We start from the raw sequence: 15863 nt of genomic DNA on the forward strand, positions 1-15863 counted from the left end.
AAAATGGCGATGCAAGCGCATCGCCAGGAGTCTTTTGATGCGGCCACGGTAGTGGCCGCTTTCAATTCTCAGTGCCGCCAGCCTATTGGGGTGGCATTGTTTTGGATCTTGGTGTCGATGGGCGGGGTCGGAGCACCTGGATCGCCCTTGGTCTTGGTGTAGAGGCCCAAGCCCTTGTCGGTGAGCGTCCAACTGGGCGTGAAGGCCGGGCCCGCACCAATCAAGATCCGTGTGCTGATGATGTTGCCGGCGTAGGTGATGCCTATCGAGGGGAATTTGCCGGTGCTGAGGTCGAAAAAGTCGTAGTAACCCTTGCCTGCGCCACAGCTGTCTGCCGGCGGCGCGAACATGGGCACGGTCATGATATTGCCATCGACTCGAATCATGTCGGAGACGACGCCGCCCGGGGTCAGGGTGGAGATGTCGGCGGAGCTGGCAAACAAGCCGCTGCTATAGCGATAGCCCGCCGAGGGGGTGCTGGCCCAGATGGGAGTCCAACCCGTCTGTGACACACCAAACATGGTCAGCATGGAGGCATTGGCGGCATACATATAGGGGATGCCCTTGTATTCGGTGTAGCCGACATACAGGATGGGCGCAACCAGGGCGCCGCTATTGCTGGGGTTCAAGGTCGAGGCCGCCTTGACTGTGTTCAGGGCGTCGGACAGGGCGTTGCCGGTCAGGGTCGTGGTCCAGATATCGCCTGAGCTGCTGCCCATCCAGAGCTGCTTGTTTTGCGGGTCCACGTACAAGGAGCTGCTGACATTCATCCCCAGGGGTTTGCTGGTGGAGGCGCCGGTCGCCACATTGACTTCATAAAGCGTGCTGGTTCCGCCCAGGTTGACGATGTAGATGTAGTAGAGGGACCCCTTGATTTCGACAATCTGCGGAATCTGCCGCAATGGCGAGGCACCGGTCGCCGCCGACTTATCGCCTGGCGCCGTGCCGCCGGCAACGGTTTGGCCGAAAACCACCTTGCTGGGCATGCCGGTCGCATTCAGCCGCAGGCTGAAATGCTCGGCTCCGGAGCCAAGGCTGCCCACCACATAGCTGGCCCAGTTGCCGCCGTCGGGTGCGTCCACCACGGTGAAGTTGCCGTCCATCTGGGTGGTGGCCGTGAAGGTGCTGTAGTTTTGCATCCTGGCCAGCACAGAGCGCGGGGTCCAGGCCCACAGCAATGTGCCGGCGCTGGCATCGACGGCATAGAGGAAGCCGTCATTGTTGGTGAACAACAGCATGCTGGGGCGGCTCTGTGTGCTGACAAAGTTGGCGTAGCCGCTCAGGCCCAGAAGTGTGCTGGAGCCGGGAGGCGGCACAAAGGTGCCGGTGTTCTGGGTGCTGAAGGTGCCCAGGAAGGAGCCCGGTAACCGATTGCCGATATAACTGCAGGGGCCGCCGGTATAGGAGGGTTCGGCGGTGTAGTTCAGTATGGTGTCGACGTCGGGGACGCAGCTGGTCGGGCTCAGCTGATAGGCGGCGGCGTCGATGCTGCTCAGCGGGACGACGTCGCCATTGGTCGCGGTAGAGCGCAAGGCCAACAGACGTTGTGCCTTGCTCATCAAGGCTCCGGCTTCCCAGGATTGGGTCGCCGAGGGCGTTCCATCGGCACCGACGGCGAAGGCCTTGACGGTGCCTGCCTGTTGCTGGGCCTGGGGATTGCTGGTTAGGGTGTAGAGCAGGGCATTGCCGCTTTGCACCGTCAGGGGCGCAACAGGCGCCGATACCGAGGAGGCCTGGAAGATTTGTTCGGCGATCTTCAGGAAGGCCGTGTTCAGGGCCGGCGCGTCGGAGGCCGGATAAAAAGTGGTGGTGCCACCGGCCACGGCCATGGCTTGCAAGGTCTGGGCGGCCATGGGATTGGAGGCGGTGTTGACGCCGGCACCCAGGCCGATCACATAGGTGTTGATGCCTGCCGAGGCCAGGTTCTTGATCGAATTGATGGCGTCGGTGAGCGCTTGGTTATTGGTCGTGTCCAGGGAACCATCGGCCTTGAAGGTAGCGGTGACTCCATAGCTATTGCCGGACAGGCTGCCCAAGGGTGGCCAGGCCTTGCCATTGAGATCCAGGGTTGGCAGTCCGTCGGTCAGCAAGACCACATACTGTTTTTGGCAGGCCGCTTTGCTGAGTCCATTCAGGTAGCTGAGAGCGCCCTTCAGCAGTCCGCCGATGGCCGATTGGCCGGCCACCGCCTTGACTTCGGCGGAGGACGCGTTATTGGTCTCCGGTGCCAGGGCGTTGGCGAAATTGCTGACATCGCCCGTCATGGCGACGGCTGTTTTCCCCGTGGTGGCGTTCTGGCTGGCCCCATAGCCGAAGCCACGCTTGACGTACATCACCTGGGGTGAATAGGGCACGTAGCCTGCATTGGTCGGCCCGGTCTGCCTGATGCCATTGGTGGGCAGGACCTTGCCGTAGGTGATGGTGACCCCGCCATTGTTGTAGTTGCTCAGCGCGAAATTGGGCGGGAAGGGGGTGGCGGGCGAGACACCGTTGTAGTCAACAAATACGCTTGGATAGCTGCTACCTGCATACAGGACGTCGTTGACGGTCGGGCTGTCGCTGCTCAGGCTCATATTCATATACGGCGAGGTCTTGAAGTTGGTGCCGTAGATTGCCGCCATGGCCGTGCAATTGCTCTTCACCGTGGCGCTGGCCACGTCGTATGCGTAGCATGGGTTGGCCGGTGTGCTGGCCTCGTCCACATAGGTGTTGGTGAAGGTGAAGGGCCCGCCGTTCGGGCTCATTTGGTAGACCCAGGTGGTGTAGAGCGTGGGGGTGCCGGTCTGGTAGGTGTAGAGGCCGAAATTCAGGGCGTCGCCATAGTTGGCCAGGACCTGCTGAATGGCGCTCTTGGCCAGATTCAAGCGGCTGGGGCCGTTGTCGCACAGGGACGAGCCGCAGCTGACGGTATAGGGGGCCTGGCCACCGGAGCCGGCATTCAGCGGGGGGGTGAATCCCGGCGGGATGGTGTAGTTGGCGGGGGAGGCCGAGTTGAGCAGGGAGCTATCGCCGACGGCACTGAGCTTGCCGCTGCCCACCATGATGGCGCCCGAGGTGGTGCCATCCATGGACTGGGAGTTGGTGATGGTCAGCAGCACCTGCGGCGCCGAGGTCGCCGCTGCGGCCTGTGTCGGCATACTCGCCCAGGGGCCCAGCAATAGCGAGAGAGCCGTGTAGCAGGCGATGGATTTGCGGGAGGACGGAGAGGGGCTCATTTTTGTACGCATAGCTTGATCACCGTTTCAGTGGTTGCCGAGGTCGCCGCCGAGCTCTCCTGGATGTTGAGGAAAACGTCGTAGTAATTGGCAGCGAGCGCGATATTGCCCAAGGGGCAGGCATAGAGGTCACGGCGGTCCGTGGGTTGAACGACGGCCCGGGCGGTGAAGGGCAGGACGGTGTTGCCGATCTTGACCTCCACCGTGCCGCAACGCGCATTGCTGGAAGCGTTGCCCAGGCAGTTCCGCCAGTAAGCGGCATCGGGTGCGGCGGTGCCAGGGGCCACCGTGCGATACCAGGCTTGCCCTGTCGCGCTGAACTCGAGCGCAACGAGGTTGGAGGCCTGAAGAACCATGGTCTGCAGACGGCGCAGGGCGATGTCCGCCGACTGGGTGTTTTTTTGCTGGGCCAGGTTGTTGCCGGCCATCTGGGCGTCCGTCATGACGTAGCGCATGGTGTAGAGAAAACCCAGATAGAGGACGACCAGCACCAGCAGGGTCAGGATCAAGGCCTCACCCGACTGCCGGGCCCTTGGCTTCATTGCCATAACGGATTCCTCACGGCGATTTCGGTTTGCTGAGCCACGAAGCGATGATTGAGTTCGGCGGCGCCAATGGTGTAGTTCTGGAAGCCCGCGCCGAACATGGTGCTCAGCGGGATCACATTCGTTGGGTAGAGCTGTGTGTTGCTGAAATCTTTGTCGCGATAGAGAGCGCGTGTCAGGATCAGCAGCCTGACGCTGCGCACCCAGCCCGAGCTATTGGCCGCCAGCATTTGCGGGCCGGTCTGGTAGGCTGTGACTCCGCCGGTGTTGCCTGGGTCGATGCCGAACAGCACTTGCAGTGACACCACACCCGCCCCGACGTCTTGCCGCTCCGCCGGAATTTCCAGATCGTTCAGGGGGTTGATGCTGGCGCGAACCAGGGTTGGCCATTGGTAGCGTGCGGGGTCGGTGTCGATGAAGTAGACGTAGGTCCGTTGATTGCTGGCTGCGGCCGTTCCAAGACTGGTCAGCTTGCCCTGTTTGATCAGGGCGTCAGTCAGGGCGGTGGCGGAGGCGACACCCAGGGCCGTCACCTGGCTAGAAAAGCCGTTGTAGGCGATGGCCGGCATCTGGGGTCCCACGCTGCTGATGTTGTCGTTGCCGGCCAGTGGGCCGGGGACGGTGCTGATGGGCACGCGAATGCACAGGCGTTTTTGCGGCGCGGCAGGGGTGCCGGGCGGCCCCAGGGGAATCTGCAGCAAGCCCATCTGCCCGGGCACGAATCCATTGTTGGAGGCGATGGGCAGCACGCCGTTCGACATGGGGGTGTAGGTGTTGTTGACCGCGATCGAGGTGATGGGTGTCTTGCTGGGTGTGAATTGGGTGCCATCCAGCGCCAAGCGTATGACCAGGGCGTCGGAGCGGTTGGCCGAGCCGGGCGGGGGATAGTTCAAATTCAGCCCGGGGGGCGCGACAAAGGGCAGGCTCGTGCCGCTGCTTGCGAGCAGGGATGAGACCGAATAAGAGGTGAAGTAGTTGGGCGCGGGGACGGCCGTGTTGTAGTTGAGCGTGGCAAAACAACTGAGATGCGTGGCGCCCGACAGAAATCCGGCACTGCCCAGGTCGCGGGAGACCAGATCCATCGTGGCCCTGGCCTCGTTGTCACGCATGCTCACATCGGCGGTGCGCGCGTTCTGCGCGCTGAGCTTGAGCTGCACCATCAGCACGGCCACGGACAGGATCAGCCCGATCGCCACGGCGACCAGCAGCTCGATCAGGGAAAATCCCCGCTCAGTCGAGGCCGAACTGGTAGGTGAAGGTCTGCGAGCGTGTGACGCTAGAACTATCGGCATTGACGCTGCCATTTTGTGTCCATTGAATCGTTAGGGTGACCGTGCATCCCGTAGCAACCGCACAGGCCGTGCCCTTGACGGCATCGGGCCCGGTGGCGATCACGACGGTGGCGTCGGCAATCGCATTGCGGGAGGTGTTGGGGTCCAGTATTTGCGTGAGCCAGGGGCGCAAGGCTGCGGGCGCACTGGGGATGGAGGCGAGCTGATAAGTGCCGGCCATCGTGCCCAGGGTGCTGCCCGGATTGGCTTGAACCACGCCCCAGAAGGCATTGCTCCAGGGCGCCAGCAGGGCGATGTTCTGATTGGTCGTGCTGGCGGTGGTGAAGCGTGAGTACAGCCCGGCCAGCCCGAGCAGACCAAAGGAGAAGATCAGGATCGCGACCATGATATTGATCAGCGAGAAGCCCGCCTCTCGCCTGCCGTGACTCTTGTTCATTGCACACCTTGGGTGAGTACGACCGTCCCTGAAGTCAGGATCTGCACCGGCCAGTTCTGGTTGTTGGGGCCGTTGAAGACAAAGGTGGCCGCGGGGGCCACAAAACCCTGCCCGCTGAAATTGAAGGTAACCGGCAGCACCGTGGCATTGCTGGCGGTGCAGGCGATATTGCTGGACGCATTGCCGAGTTCCGTCGCCGACATCGAGTGGCTGGCGTTGGCGACCCCGTCGATCAGGGACTGCCAGCTGCAATCCGCATTCAGCGTCAGGCTGACGACCCGGTTGCCGGTGACGGCCTGATTTCTCAGCCAGTTGAAGTCCTGCCTGAATTGGCTGACCACATTGCGCGCGCGGGCGTTGCCGATGGCCGTGCTCAGATACGGGGCGACCAGCGCAAGCAGGATCCCGACCAGACTGATGGCGACCATCAATTCGATCAGGGTAAAGCCGCGCGCCCAGGTCTTCAATTGCAGCTCCCTGACTTGCTGCGCACCCAGCAGCTGGCATTGCTGGTCCAGCCGCTCGGCACACTGGTCGTGGCACGGGCGCCGTTCTGGTCCAGGGTGAAGGTGAAGCCTTCGACGGCCGACCCGGTGACGCCGGTGGCATTGACCAGGAAGGTGGTGGCGGTCTTGGTCGGGCAGTCGTAGACGAAGTTCCCATCGGCGGGGGGCTTGGCGGCAAGGCCGGTAACCGCGCAGGCATTGGTGTAGTTGCGGTTGTCCTGGTAGTACTGCTGCATGCTCACCCCGAGGCCGGCCAAGGTGCTATAGGCCTGGGTCAGCTTGCCGCGTGTGGTGTAGTCGCGATAAGAGGGCAGGGCGACGGCAGCAAGAATCGCAATGATGGCGACCGTGATCATGGCTTCGACCAGGGTGAAGCCGGCGTTTGCGGGGGGGCGACGGGTGGACGAATTGATGCGCATGGGAAGGGCTCCGTATTGGGCAGAATTGTTTAATTTTTTTGCAAAGACCACTGACCGTCTGTCGCCGGGCTCCATCCACTGGTCTGATGGCGGCAAAAAACAGCAAGAGATAGCAGGGTTGCAAGGCCGGCCCGGGCCGGCCTCTTACGCCTCCTCTCATTTCGGGCCGCCAGACGGAAAGCTGAGCGGCGGGCCAGCCAAGCCTGCAAGAGCTGTGATTTATTGGGGGTCTGCGCGCATTCGTGCTTTCCCCTATGATGCGGACTTTCTTTTCTGGGCCCAGGCCCAAGCCCCATCGCTTCATGGCCCCATCCGATTCACCCTCGTCTCTCAGGCAAGTCCCCCTGGTCGAACTGCGCGATGTCAGCTGCGGCTATGGCGAGCGGGTGATTTTGGAGTCGGTCAATCTGAAGTTGCAGCGCGGCAAGGTGCTGGCCTTGATTGGCACCTCGGGAGGAGGCAAGACCACGGTGCTGCGCTTGCTGGGCCGCCAGCTTCAGCCCTTCAAGGGGCAGGTCTTGTTCGATGGCCAGGATCTGGCGCCGCTGGGCGGCGATCAGCTCTACGCCGTGCGTCGGCGCATGGGCATGCTGTTCCAGTTCGGCGCGCTGTTCACCGATCTCTCGGTGTTCGAGAACGTGGCCTTCCCTCTGCGCGAGCACACCCAATTGCCCGAGGCCATGATCCGCGACCTGGTGCTGATGAAGCTCAATGCGGTGGGCTTGCGCGGCGCGCGCGATCTGATGCCTTCCGAGGTGTCGGGCGGCATGGCGCGGCGGGTGGCGCTGGCGCGCGCCATTGCCCTGGACCCCGATCTGGTCTTGTACGACGAGCCTTTTGCCGGCCTGGACCCGATTTCGCTCGGTGTGGCGGCGCGGCTGATCCGAGATTTGAACGATGCCCTGGGCCTGACCAGCATCATTGTTTCGCATGATTTGCATGAGACCTTTGCCATCGCCGACGAGGTGGCCATGATTGCCAACGGCCGTGTGGTGGCCCAGGGCACGCCGGACGAGTTGCGGCATAGCGAGGATCCGCTGGTGAAGCAGTTTGTGGGCGCCCATGCCGATGGTCCGGTGCGTTTCCATCAGCCGGCCGCGCCGGTGATGCAGGACTTCGGCTTGGAGGCGCGGGCATGAGCGGCTTCTTGGCCAAGCTGGGCCGGACCACGCGCATGCAACTGGCCAGCATCGGCGCCGGTGCGCGTTTGCTGGCGCAGATCCTGGCGCGCTCCCCCCAGGCCTTGCTGCGTTTTGGCCTGGTGCGCGACCAGGTCTATTTTCTGGGCAACCGCTCGCTGTCCATCATCGGTGTGTCGGGCTTGTTCGTCGGCTTTGTGCTGGCGCTGCAAGGCTATTACACCTTGCAGCGCTATGGCTCGGCCGAGGCCGTGGGTCTGCTGGTGGCCTTGAGCCTGGTGCGCGAGCTGGGGCCGGTGGTGGCGGCCCTGCTGTTTGCCGGCCGGGCCGGCACCTCGCTGACGGCCGAGATCGGCCTGATGAAGGCGGGCGAGCAATTGACCGCCATGGAGATGATGGCCGTGGACCCGCTGACCCGGGTGCTGGCGCCGCGCTTCTGGGGCGGGGTGATCGCCATGCCCTTGCTGGCGGCCTTGTTCTCGGCGATTGGCGTGATCGGCGGCTGGCTGGTGGCGGTGGTCTTGATCGGCATCGATGCCGGTGCCTTCTGGTCGCAGATGCAGGGCGGGGTGGATGTGTTGGCAGACGTCGGCAACGGCGTGGTCAAAAGCCTGGTGTTCGGCGTGACCGTGACCTTTGTGGCCTTGTTGCAAGGCTATGCCTGCAAGCCCACGCCCGAGGGCGTGGCCCAGGCCACGACGCGGACCGTGGTGGTTTCATCACTGGCGGTGTTGGCACTGGACTTTGTGCTGACGGCCATGATGTTTTCCATCTGAGCGGCCTGCGCCTTTCTTTTTATTCGGATTAGCTAGTTTTTGGAGTACGGCATGCAAGCCTCTCGACATGATGCGGCGGTCGGTTTTTTTGTCCTGCTGGGCGGCGCTGCCTTGCTGTTCCTGGCGCTCAAGGCCGGCAATCTGCTGAGCCTGAATTTTGACGAGACCTATCAGGTGACGGCCAAGTTCGACAATATCGGTGGCCTCAAGGCCAATGCCGCGGTGAAGAGCGCGGGCGTGGTCATAGGCCGGGTGGAGTCCATCAATTTCGATGACAAGAGCTTCCAGGCCAAGGTCACGCTGAATCTGCAGAAGAAGATGGCCTTCCCCAAGGACAGCTCGGCCAAGATCCTGACGGCCGGCCTGCTGGGCGAGCAGTACATAGGCCTGGAGCCGGGGGCCGATGAAAAGAATCTGGTGGCCGGTGACAGCATCAAGCAGACCCAGTCCGCCGTGGTGCTGGAGAACCTGATCGGCCAGTTCCTCTACAACAAGGCGGCCGATAGCGGCTCCAGCGCGGCCGGGCCCAAGCCATGAGATCGCGCCTCGCCCCCGTTCTGCGCGCCTTCGCGCTGCTGTGCATGGCCTTGCTGCTGAGTGCCTGCGCCAATCTGCGCGGCCCCGGTGCGCCAGGCCAGAAGCTGGACCCCTGGGAGTCCTGGAACCGCAAGGTCTTCAGCTTCAACGACGCCCTGGACGAGCATGTGCTGGTGCCGGTTGCCAAGGCTTATAGCGAGATCGTGCCCGCGCCCATCCGTCTGTCCATCGACAACTTCTTTGGCAATGTCAACGACGCCTGGTCCACCATCAATCTCTTTTTGCAAGGGCGCTTGAAGGCCGGGGTGGAGCAGGGCATGCGCTTCGCGGTCAATACCGTGCTGGGCTTTGGCGGGCTGATCGATGTCTCCACCGAGGTAGGCCTGGAAAAAAAGAGTGAAGACCTGGGCAAGACCTTTGGCCGCTGGGGCCTGGGTACCGGCGCCTACATCGTCTGGCCGGTGTTCGGGCCCTCTTCGGTGCGCGACAGCCTGGCCCTGCCCTGGGACTATGCGGCCTCGCCCTCGCTGGTGTTCAAGGACGGCTCGGCCAAGGTGGCGATCTACAGCCTGCAGACCATCAATGCGCGCGCCAACTTCCTGCGCGCCAGCCAGATGCTGGAAGGCATTGCGCTGGACAAATACACCTTCTACCGCGACGCCTATTTGCAGCGCCGCGGCAGTTTCAGCGATGACGATGAGTTCGAGGTGCTGACGCCCGAGAAACCGCCGGCAGAAAATCCCCAGGCCGGTCATTGACCCGTTTGTGAACCGAAGCAAGGCCTGTGGCGTTCTAGTCTGGGCCTTCCCCATGATTGAATGAAAGAGCAGACAGCAATGATTGCGACGAAACGAGCTTTGTTGAAGCGTGGCCTCTTTTCCGCCACCCTGGCCGCCGGCCTGATCTGGGCTGCGGCCCTGCCGGCGCAAGCCGCCGATGCCAATGCCGCACCGGATCAGCTGATCCGCCAGCTCTCGCTGGAGACCCTGGAAGCGGTCAAGTCCGACAAGGCGATCCAAGCCGGTGATATTCAGAAAATCATCAGCCTGGTCGACACCAAGGTCATGCCGCATGTGAACTTCCAGCGCATGACTTCCTCGGCCGTGGGTCGCTTCTGGCGCCAGGCCACGCCGGTCCAGCAGCAACGTCTGCAGGAAGAATTCAAGGCCTTGCTGGTGCGCACCTATGCTGGTGCGCTGACCCAGGTGAAGGATCAGACCATTGCGCTCAAGCCCCTGCGTGCTGGCGCCGACGACACCGAGGTGGTGGTGAAGACGGAGATCCGCGGCAAGGGTGACCCCATCCAGCTGGACTACCGCCTGGAGAAGTCCGCCGGCCTGTGGAAGATCTACGACGTCAATGTGCTGGGCATCTGGCTGGCCGACCAGTACCGCAACAGCTTTGCGCAAGAGATCGGCGCCAATGGCATCGACGGCCTGATCAAGACCCTGGCCGACAAAAACCAGAAGGCCGCGGCCGGCGGCAAGGCCTGAGGCCCGGGGCGATGCTCAAGCTGCCCGCCTCCGTCCGCCTGCATGAGCTGCCCACGTTGTGGACGGCCTTGCAAGCCAGCCTGCGGGTCGAGGCCGCGCAGGTGCGCAGCGCCGCCGGCGCGCAGCTGCGCATCAGCGCGGCGGACCTGCAAGACTTTGATTCCGGCGTGCTAACGCTCTTGATCAGCGCCGCCCGCCTGTGCGCCCGGGAGGGCGTGCAGCTGCAGCTGCACGAGGTGCCGGCCAAGCTGCAGGAGCTGGCCCGGGTTTACGGCGTGGCCGAGCTGCTGCCCTCGGGTGGGTAGCGCCCCGTCCGTGCTCAACTCGCGTAACGCTTGCTGCGCAGATTGCGCTTGATCTCCTGCAGCATGGGCCTCAGGGTCTGGCCCAGGCGCAGGGCCACGCCGGTGGTCAGGATGTCCACTGCCGTCAAGTGCAAAAGCCTTGAGACCATGGGGCTGTAGCGGTCATAGTCTTCCGGGTGGTCCACCGCCAGCAGGATCTGACCCTGGCTCTGGCCCAGGGCCGCCAGCGGCGAGCCGCTGGCCGTGATGATGATGGTGGTGGCGCCTTTTTTACGTGCTATTTCAGCGGCATCCAGCAGGTCGCGGCTGCGGCCGGAATTGCTGATGACGACGGCGCAATCCCCGCTTTGCAACATGGTGGCGCTCATCAGCTGCACATGGCCGTCGCTGCAGGCTGCGGTGTTGATGCCCAAGCGGAAGAATTTGTGCTGCGCGTCCTGCGCCACGATGCCTGAGTTGCCGACGCCAAAAAACTCGATGCGCCGGTTGTTGCGCGCGCTCTCGGCCAGGGCGTTGATGGCGCGCTCAAAAGCATGGCTGGCGGCGTCGTTGCGGTAGTGCAGCAGGGCGGCCACGGCGTTGTCCACCACCTTGACGATCAGGTCGCCGGGCTTGTCGTCCTCGTCCACCGCGCGGTGCACAAAGGGCACACCCTCGTTGACGCTGCCGGCCAGCTTGCGTTTGAAATCGGCCAGGCCGTCATAACCCACGCTGCGGCAAAAGCGCACCACCGTGGGTTTGGAGACATGGGCGCGGTCGGCCAGCTCGCTGACCGGCAGATTGGCGAAGGCGCGGGCGTCGTTCAGCAAGAGTTTGGCGACGCGCTGCTCGGCCGGCGGCAGGGCCGGCATGGCGGCTTTCACGCGCTCGAGAATGCTCACTCTTCTTCCCCCCAGGCAAAGCCATCGCGTGCCACCAGGGCGCTGGCCGCGGCCGGTCCCCAGGAGCCGGCGGTATAGGGGCGCGGGCCGGCATCGTCCTGGGCCCAGGCGTCCAGCACCGGCTCCACCCAGCGCCAGGCCTGCTCTTGCTCGTCGCTGCGCACAAAGAGGTTCAGGCGGCCGGCGATGGCATCCAGCAGCAGGCGCTCGTAAGCGCCGACGCGGTTGGCCGCGAAGGCCTTGTCGAAGTCCAGGTCCAGCGAGACCGGCGTCAGCGCCTCGCCGTGGGCGCCGCCCTTGGCCGCCAGCAACTGCAGCTCCAGCCCGTCCTCGGGCTGCAGCTTGATCACCAGGCGATTGGCCTGATTGGTGCCGGGGAAGATGGGGTGGGGCACGGGGCGGAAGTTGATGACGATCTGCGCATCGCGCTCGGCCAGGCGCTTGCCGGTGCGCAGGTAAAAAGGCACGCCGGCCCAGCGCCAGTTCTGCACCTCGGTGCGCAGGGCCACAAAGGTTTCACAATGGCTGTCGGCCGGCACCTTGGCCTCGTCCAGATAGCCGGGCACGGCCTGGCCCTCGATGGCGCCGGCCCGGTATTGGCCGCGCACCACATCGCGGGCCACGCTCTCGGCCGTGAAGGGCTTGAGCGAGCGCAGCACCTTGAGCTTTTCGTCGCGGATGGCGTCGGCATCGTTGCTGGAGGGCGGCTCCATGGCAATCATGGTCAGCAGCTGCAGGGCATGGTTCTGGATCATGTCGCGCAGCGCGCCGGTGCCGTCGTAAAAGCCGCCGCGCGTGCCCACGCCCAGGCGCTCGGCCAGCGTGATCTGGATATTGGCGATGCTCTCGCGCCGCCACAGCGGTTCGAACAAGGCATTGCCGAAGCGCAGGGCCATCAGGTTCTGCACCGAGGGCTTGCCCAGGTAATGGTCGATGCGGAAGGCCTGCTCCTCCTTGAACACCGAGCGCACCACCTGGTTGATTTCCTGCGCGCTGGCCAGGTCATGGCCCAGGGGTTTTTCCAGCACCACGCGGACGCGCTCGTGGTTCAGGCCGGCGCTGCCCAGCTGCTGGCAGATCTGGGTGAACAGATGCGGGCTGGTGGCCAGATAGAGCACGACGGTGTCAGCGGCGCGCTCGGCCAGCCAGTCCTTCAGGCGCTGGTAATGCTCGGGCTGGGACAGGTCCATGCGGCGGTAGTGCAGCAGGGCGGCGAAGCTCTCGAACTCCTCATCGCTGGGGCGCTTGGAGCCGTCCACCTCCCGGAAGCGGGCCTTCAGCCATTCGCGATAGGCCTCGTCCGTCATCTCGTCGCGGGCCACCGCCAGGATGCGGCCGTTGGCGGGCAGCTTACCGTGGCGGAAGGCCTGGAACAGCGCGGGCATCAGCTTTCTCCAGGTGAGATCACCGGTGCCGCCGAAGAAAACGAGATCAAAAGACATGGAGCTGGGCCTTGATGGAAATGTTCGGGTGTCTGCCGCGGCAGACGGGGATGAGCAAAATGAGTTTGCGATGTAACAAAGTTTCTGGAATCATGATGCCGGAGTTTCTTGATTCGGTCAATCCGAGGCCTCATCCACCACAGATTCATGGGAGATTTTTGACAAGCAGAGCTGTAACCCACCTCCTCTCGACAGCCCATGGCCGGCCCTGCCGCCGCCAGGCCGCTGCAGGGAAACGGTTCTAATACGGGTTTGCCTTTTTCTCTTTCTTTGTCATCGCGCCTGCCATGAACCAACTCGAGCAACTCAAATCCCTCACCACCGTGGTCGCCGACACCGGCAACTTCCTGCAACTGGCCCAGTTCGCGCCGCGCGATGCCACCACCAACCCCTCGTTGATCCTGAAGGCCGTGCAGTCGCCCGACTACGCGCCCTTGCTGAAGGACACGGTGGCCGCCCACAGCGCCAAGCCTTTGGACGAGATCGTCGACCAGGTGCTGGTGCGCTTCGGTCTGGAGATCCTCAAGGTCGTGCCCGGCCGCGTCTCCACCGAGGTCGATGCGCGCCTGAGCTTTGACAAGGCCGGCACCGTCGCCCGCGCCCGCCGCATCATGGCCTTGTACGAGGCTGCCGGCGTGGGCCGTGAGCGCGTGCTGATCAAGATCGCCTCCACCTGGGAAGGCATCCAGGCCGCCGCCGAGCTGGAGCGCGAGGGCATCCACTGCAATCTGACCCTGCTGTTCTCCTTCTGCCAGGCCGTGGCCTGCGGCGAGGCCGGCATCCAGCTGATCTCGCCCTTTGTCGGCCGCATCTACGACTGGTACAAAAAGAGCGCCGGCGCGGCCTGGGACGAGGCGGCCCAGTCGGGCGCCAATGATCCGGGCGTCAAGTCGGTCACGCAGATCTACAACTACTACAAGAAGCATGGCATCAAGACCGAGGTCATGGGTGCGAGCTTCCGCAATGTGGGCCAGATCCAGGCCCTGGCCGGCTGCGATCTGCTGACCATCAGCCCCGATCTGCTCAGCCAGCTGCAGGCCCTGGACGCCGCCCTGCCGCGCGCCCTGGACGCTGCGGCCGCGGCCCAGGCCGATATCGCCCACGTTTCTTTCGACGAAGCGGGCTTCCGCTTCGCCCTCAACCAGGATGCCATGGCCACCGAGAAGCTGGCCGAAGGCATCCGCCTGTTTGCCATCGACTCGGCCAAACTGGATCAGATGATTGCGAGTTAAGCACCATGGGAGTTTCGCGTTGTGATCAAAGCCCGCACTGGGCACTGTTGCAAGCGCATTTCAATGCCAGCGGCCGCGACTTTGATGTGCGGCAGGCCTTCGCGACCGAGGCCGATCGCTTCGCGCAATGGAGCGTGGCGGCGCCCGAGCTGTTTCTGGACCTGTCCAAGAACCGCATCGACGCGCCGACGCTGGACCTGCTCTTGCAACTGGCCCGCGACTGCGGGCTGGAATCACAACGCGATGCCTTGCTGGCCGGCGCCCCCGTCAATCTGACCGAGGGTCGCGCCGTCCTGCACACGGCTCTGCGCGCGCCGGCGGGCGCCGGCTTGCACAGCGAGGCCGTGCAAGCCTCTCTGAGCGCCATGCTGGCCTATGCCGAGAGCGTGCGCGACACGGCCCGCAGCGGCATCACCGATGTGGTCCATATCGGCATCGGCGGCAGCGATCTGGGCCCGGCCATGGTGGTGGGGGCTTTGCAGGCCTATACCCAGCCGGGGCTCAGGCTGCACTTTGTCTCCAATGTGGACGGCCATGATCTGGCCGGCGTGCTGCGTGATCTGCAAGCGCCGACGACGCTGTTCGTGGTCGCCTCCAAGACCTTCACGACGCAGGAAACCCTGGCCAATGCCCTGTCGGCCAAGGCCTGGTTCCTGGCCGCCGGCATGAGGCAAGCCGATGTGGCCCGCCACTTCGTCGCCACCAGCAGCAATACCGCGGCGGCGGCGGCCTTCGGCATCGAAACCACCTTCGGCTTCTGGGACTGGGTGGGGGGCCGTTACTCGCTGTGGTCGGTCATCGGCCTGCCCATCGCCATCGCCATCGGGGCGGAGAACTTCCGCAGCCTGCTGGCCGGCGCCCATGCCATGGACGAGCATTTCGCCCACACGCCGTTGGCGCGCAATGCGCCGGTGCTGCTGGGCCTGCTGGACGTCTGGTACCGCAATTTCCACGGCTTCACGAGCCGCAGCGTGGCGCCCTATCACCAAGGGCTGAAGCGCCTGCCGGCCTATCTGCAGCAGCTGGAGATGGAGAGCAATGGCAAGCGCGTGGACTTGCAGGGTCAGGTCTTGCCCTATGCCACCAGCCCGGTGGTCTGGGGCGAGGCGGGCAGCAATGGCCAGCATGCCTATTTCCAGATGCTGCATCAGGGCACGGATGTGATCCCGGTGGAATTCATCGCCGTCAAAAAACCTAACTTCGGCCCCCATGTACAGGGCGAGCTGGCCCGCGGCCTGGCGGACCAGCATCAAAAGCTCTTGGCCAACTGCCTAGCGCAGTCGCAGGCCCTGATGCAGGGCAAGAGCTATGAAGAAGCCTTGACGGAGCAGGCGCCCACGGCCTCCAAGACCTTGGCGCCCGAGGTGTTGGCCCGCCATCGCAGTTTTCCGGGCAATCGCCCCAGCACGACGATGCTGCTGGACGCGCTGAGCCCGCGTTCCCTGGGCGCCCTGATCGCGCTTTACGAGCATCGGGTGTTTGTCTGCGGCGCGCTCTGGGGCATCAACAGCTTTGACCAATGGGGGGTGGAGCTGGGCAAGGCCTTGTGCAACAAGCTGCTGCCGCGTTTGAGCAATGGTGATGCCGGTGGCCTCGATGGTTCGACGGCCGGCTTGCTGCAAAAAATCCTATGAGCATCCCAAGC

Annotated in this window: 16 protein-coding genes; 8 read left to right on the forward strand and 8 right to left on the reverse strand. The window is 63.9% G+C overall.

Going from position 1 to position 15863, the window contains the following annotated elements:
* Positions 1 to 68: 68 nt before the first annotated feature.
* Genes HNP55_RS16475 through HNP55_RS24700 form a run of 6 tightly spaced genes read right to left on the reverse strand, consistent with a single transcriptional unit; the run spans position 69 to position 6413 of the window.
* Positions 69 to 3215, reverse strand: a complete 3147-nt coding sequence (locus tag HNP55_RS16475; RefSeq protein ID WP_184301655.1) for a hypothetical protein — start codon at positions 3213 to 3215, stop codon at positions 69 to 71.
* Positions 3212 to 3763, reverse strand: coding sequence for a hypothetical protein (locus HNP55_RS16480; RefSeq protein WP_184301658.1), 552 nt, complete (start codon positions 3761 to 3763; stop codon positions 3212 to 3214). The genes HNP55_RS16475 and HNP55_RS16480 overlap by 4 nt, the downstream gene beginning before the upstream one ends.
* Positions 3754 to 5064, reverse strand: a complete 1311-nt coding sequence (locus HNP55_RS16485) for a PilW family protein (protein ID WP_348648720.1) — start codon at positions 5062 to 5064, stop codon at positions 3754 to 3756. The genes HNP55_RS16480 and HNP55_RS16485 overlap by 10 nt, the downstream gene beginning before the upstream one ends.
* On the reverse strand, positions 4991 to 5488 hold the full coding sequence (locus HNP55_RS16490) for a pilus assembly protein PilV (RefSeq protein ID WP_184301665.1): 498 nt from the start codon (positions 5486 to 5488) through the stop codon (positions 4991 to 4993). The genes HNP55_RS16485 and HNP55_RS16490 overlap by 74 nt, the downstream gene beginning before the upstream one ends.
* On the reverse strand, positions 5485 to 5955 hold the full coding sequence (locus HNP55_RS16495; RefSeq protein WP_184301668.1) for a GspH/FimT family protein: 471 nt from the start codon (positions 5953 to 5955) through the stop codon (positions 5485 to 5487). Before HNP55_RS16495 ends, HNP55_RS16490 begins: the two co-directional genes overlap by 4 nt.
* Positions 5952 to 6413 carry a type IV pilin protein gene (locus HNP55_RS24700; protein WP_184301671.1) on the reverse strand — a complete coding sequence of 154 codons (462 nt, stop codon included), beginning with the start codon at positions 6411 to 6413 and terminating at the stop codon, positions 5952 to 5954. The genes HNP55_RS16495 and HNP55_RS24700 overlap by 4 nt, the downstream gene beginning before the upstream one ends.
* A 302-nt stretch (positions 6414 to 6715) precedes the next feature.
* Between HNP55_RS24700 and HNP55_RS16505 the strand changes: the two genes are divergently transcribed.
* The 6 genes from HNP55_RS16505 to HNP55_RS16530 all read left to right on the forward strand — a co-directional run bounded on the left by HNP55_RS16505 (position 6716) and on the right by HNP55_RS16530 (position 10663).
* Positions 6716 to 7552 carry an ABC transporter ATP-binding protein gene (locus HNP55_RS16505; protein ID WP_184301673.1) on the forward strand — a complete coding sequence of 279 codons (837 nt, stop codon included), beginning with the start codon at positions 6716 to 6718 and terminating at the stop codon, positions 7550 to 7552.
* Positions 7549 to 8328, forward strand: coding sequence for a lipid asymmetry maintenance ABC transporter permease subunit MlaE (mlaE, locus tag HNP55_RS16510; protein ID WP_184301675.1), 780 nt, complete (start codon positions 7549 to 7551; stop codon positions 8326 to 8328). The genes HNP55_RS16505 and mlaE overlap by 4 nt, the downstream gene beginning before the upstream one ends.
* A gap of 51 nt (positions 8329 to 8379) precedes the next feature.
* Positions 8380 to 8865, forward strand: a complete 486-nt coding sequence (mlaD, locus tag HNP55_RS16515; protein ID WP_184301677.1) for an outer membrane lipid asymmetry maintenance protein MlaD — start codon at positions 8380 to 8382, stop codon at positions 8863 to 8865.
* The gene (locus HNP55_RS16520; RefSeq protein WP_184301680.1) at positions 8862 to 9623 is read left to right on the forward strand and encodes a VacJ family lipoprotein; all 762 of its coding nucleotides are present in this window, start codon (positions 8862 to 8864) and stop codon (positions 9621 to 9623) included. Before mlaD ends, HNP55_RS16520 begins: the two co-directional genes overlap by 4 nt.
* Before the next feature lie 78 nt (positions 9624 to 9701).
* Complete coding sequence (locus HNP55_RS16525) at positions 9702 to 10358, forward strand: phospholipid-binding protein MlaC (protein WP_246448457.1); 657 nt, start codon at positions 9702 to 9704, stop codon at positions 10356 to 10358.
* An 11-nt stretch (positions 10359 to 10369) separates the two neighbouring features.
* Positions 10370 to 10663, forward strand: coding sequence for a lipid asymmetry maintenance protein MlaB (locus HNP55_RS16530; RefSeq protein ID WP_184301686.1), 294 nt, complete (start codon positions 10370 to 10372; stop codon positions 10661 to 10663).
* Between the two features lie 14 nt (positions 10664 to 10677).
* On the opposite strand, the gene HNP55_RS16535 is transcribed toward HNP55_RS16530, so the two are convergent.
* Entirely contained in the window at positions 10678 to 11538 is an 861-nt protein-coding gene (locus tag HNP55_RS16535; RefSeq protein WP_184301901.1) for an SIS domain-containing protein, read from the reverse strand.
* Between the two features lie 2 nt (positions 11539 to 11540).
* The gene (gene zwf, locus HNP55_RS16540; RefSeq protein ID WP_184301688.1) at positions 11541 to 12986 is read right to left on the reverse strand and encodes a glucose-6-phosphate dehydrogenase; all 1446 of its coding nucleotides are present in this window, start codon (positions 12984 to 12986) and stop codon (positions 11541 to 11543) included.
* Between the two features lie 287 nt (positions 12987 to 13273).
* Here zwf and tal point away from each other — a divergent pair, with 287 nt between their 5' ends.
* Positions 13274 to 14218, forward strand: coding sequence for a transaldolase (gene tal / locus HNP55_RS16545; RefSeq protein WP_184301691.1), 945 nt, complete (start codon positions 13274 to 13276; stop codon positions 14216 to 14218).
* Between the two features lie 5 nt (positions 14219 to 14223).
* The gene (gene pgi / locus HNP55_RS16550; RefSeq protein WP_184301694.1) at positions 14224 to 15852 is read left to right on the forward strand and encodes a glucose-6-phosphate isomerase; all 1629 of its coding nucleotides are present in this window, start codon (positions 14224 to 14226) and stop codon (positions 15850 to 15852) included.
* Positions 15853 to 15863: the final 11 nt, after the last annotated feature.

The organism is Roseateles oligotrophus (assembly GCF_014204525.1).
Taxonomy (GTDB): domain Bacteria; phylum Pseudomonadota; class Gammaproteobacteria; order Burkholderiales; family Burkholderiaceae_C; genus Paucibacter_A; species Paucibacter_A oligotrophus_A.

Bases quoted from the DNA above. Each gene is read 5' to 3' on its own strand.
- HNP55_RS16530 (WP_184301686.1), top strand. From the start codon at position 10,370: ATGCTCAAGCTGCCCGCCTCCGTCCGCCTGCATGAGCTGCCCACGTTG.
- zwf (WP_184301688.1), bottom strand. From the start codon at position 12,986: ATGTCTTTTGATCTCGTTTTCTTCGGCGGCACCGGTGATCTCACCTGG.
- pgi (WP_184301694.1), top strand. From the start codon at position 14,224: ATGGGAGTTTCGCGTTGTGATCAAAGCCCGCACTGGGCACTGTTGCAA.
- HNP55_RS16525 (WP_246448457.1), top strand. From the start codon at position 9,702: ATGATTGCGACGAAACGAGCTTTGTTGAAGCGTGGCCTCTTTTCCGCC.
- HNP55_RS16505 (WP_184301673.1), top strand. From the start codon at position 6,716: ATGGCCCCATCCGATTCACCCTCGTCTCTCAGGCAAGTCCCCCTGGTC.
- mlaE (WP_184301675.1), top strand. From the start codon at position 7,549: ATGAGCGGCTTCTTGGCCAAGCTGGGCCGGACCACGCGCATGCAACTG.
- HNP55_RS24700 (WP_184301671.1), bottom strand. From the start codon at position 6,413: ATGCGCATCAATTCGTCCACCCGTCGCCCCCCCGCAAACGCCGGCTTC.
- HNP55_RS16520 (WP_184301680.1), top strand. From the start codon at position 8,862: ATGAGATCGCGCCTCGCCCCCGTTCTGCGCGCCTTCGCGCTGCTGTGC.
- HNP55_RS16475 (WP_184301655.1), bottom strand. From the start codon at position 3,215: ATGAGCCCCTCTCCGTCCTCCCGCAAATCCATCGCCTGCTACACGGCT.
- HNP55_RS16480 (WP_184301658.1), bottom strand. From the start codon at position 3,763: ATGGCAATGAAGCCAAGGGCCCGGCAGTCGGGTGAGGCCTTGATCCTG.
- tal (WP_184301691.1), top strand. From the start codon at position 13,274: ATGAACCAACTCGAGCAACTCAAATCCCTCACCACCGTGGTCGCCGAC.
- HNP55_RS16485 (WP_348648720.1), bottom strand. From the start codon at position 5,064: ATGGCAGCGTCAATGCCGATAGTTCTAGCGTCACACGCTCGCAGACCT.
- HNP55_RS16490 (WP_184301665.1), bottom strand. From the start codon at position 5,488: ATGAACAAGAGTCACGGCAGGCGAGAGGCGGGCTTCTCGCTGATCAAT.
- mlaD (WP_184301677.1), top strand. From the start codon at position 8,380: ATGCAAGCCTCTCGACATGATGCGGCGGTCGGTTTTTTTGTCCTGCTG.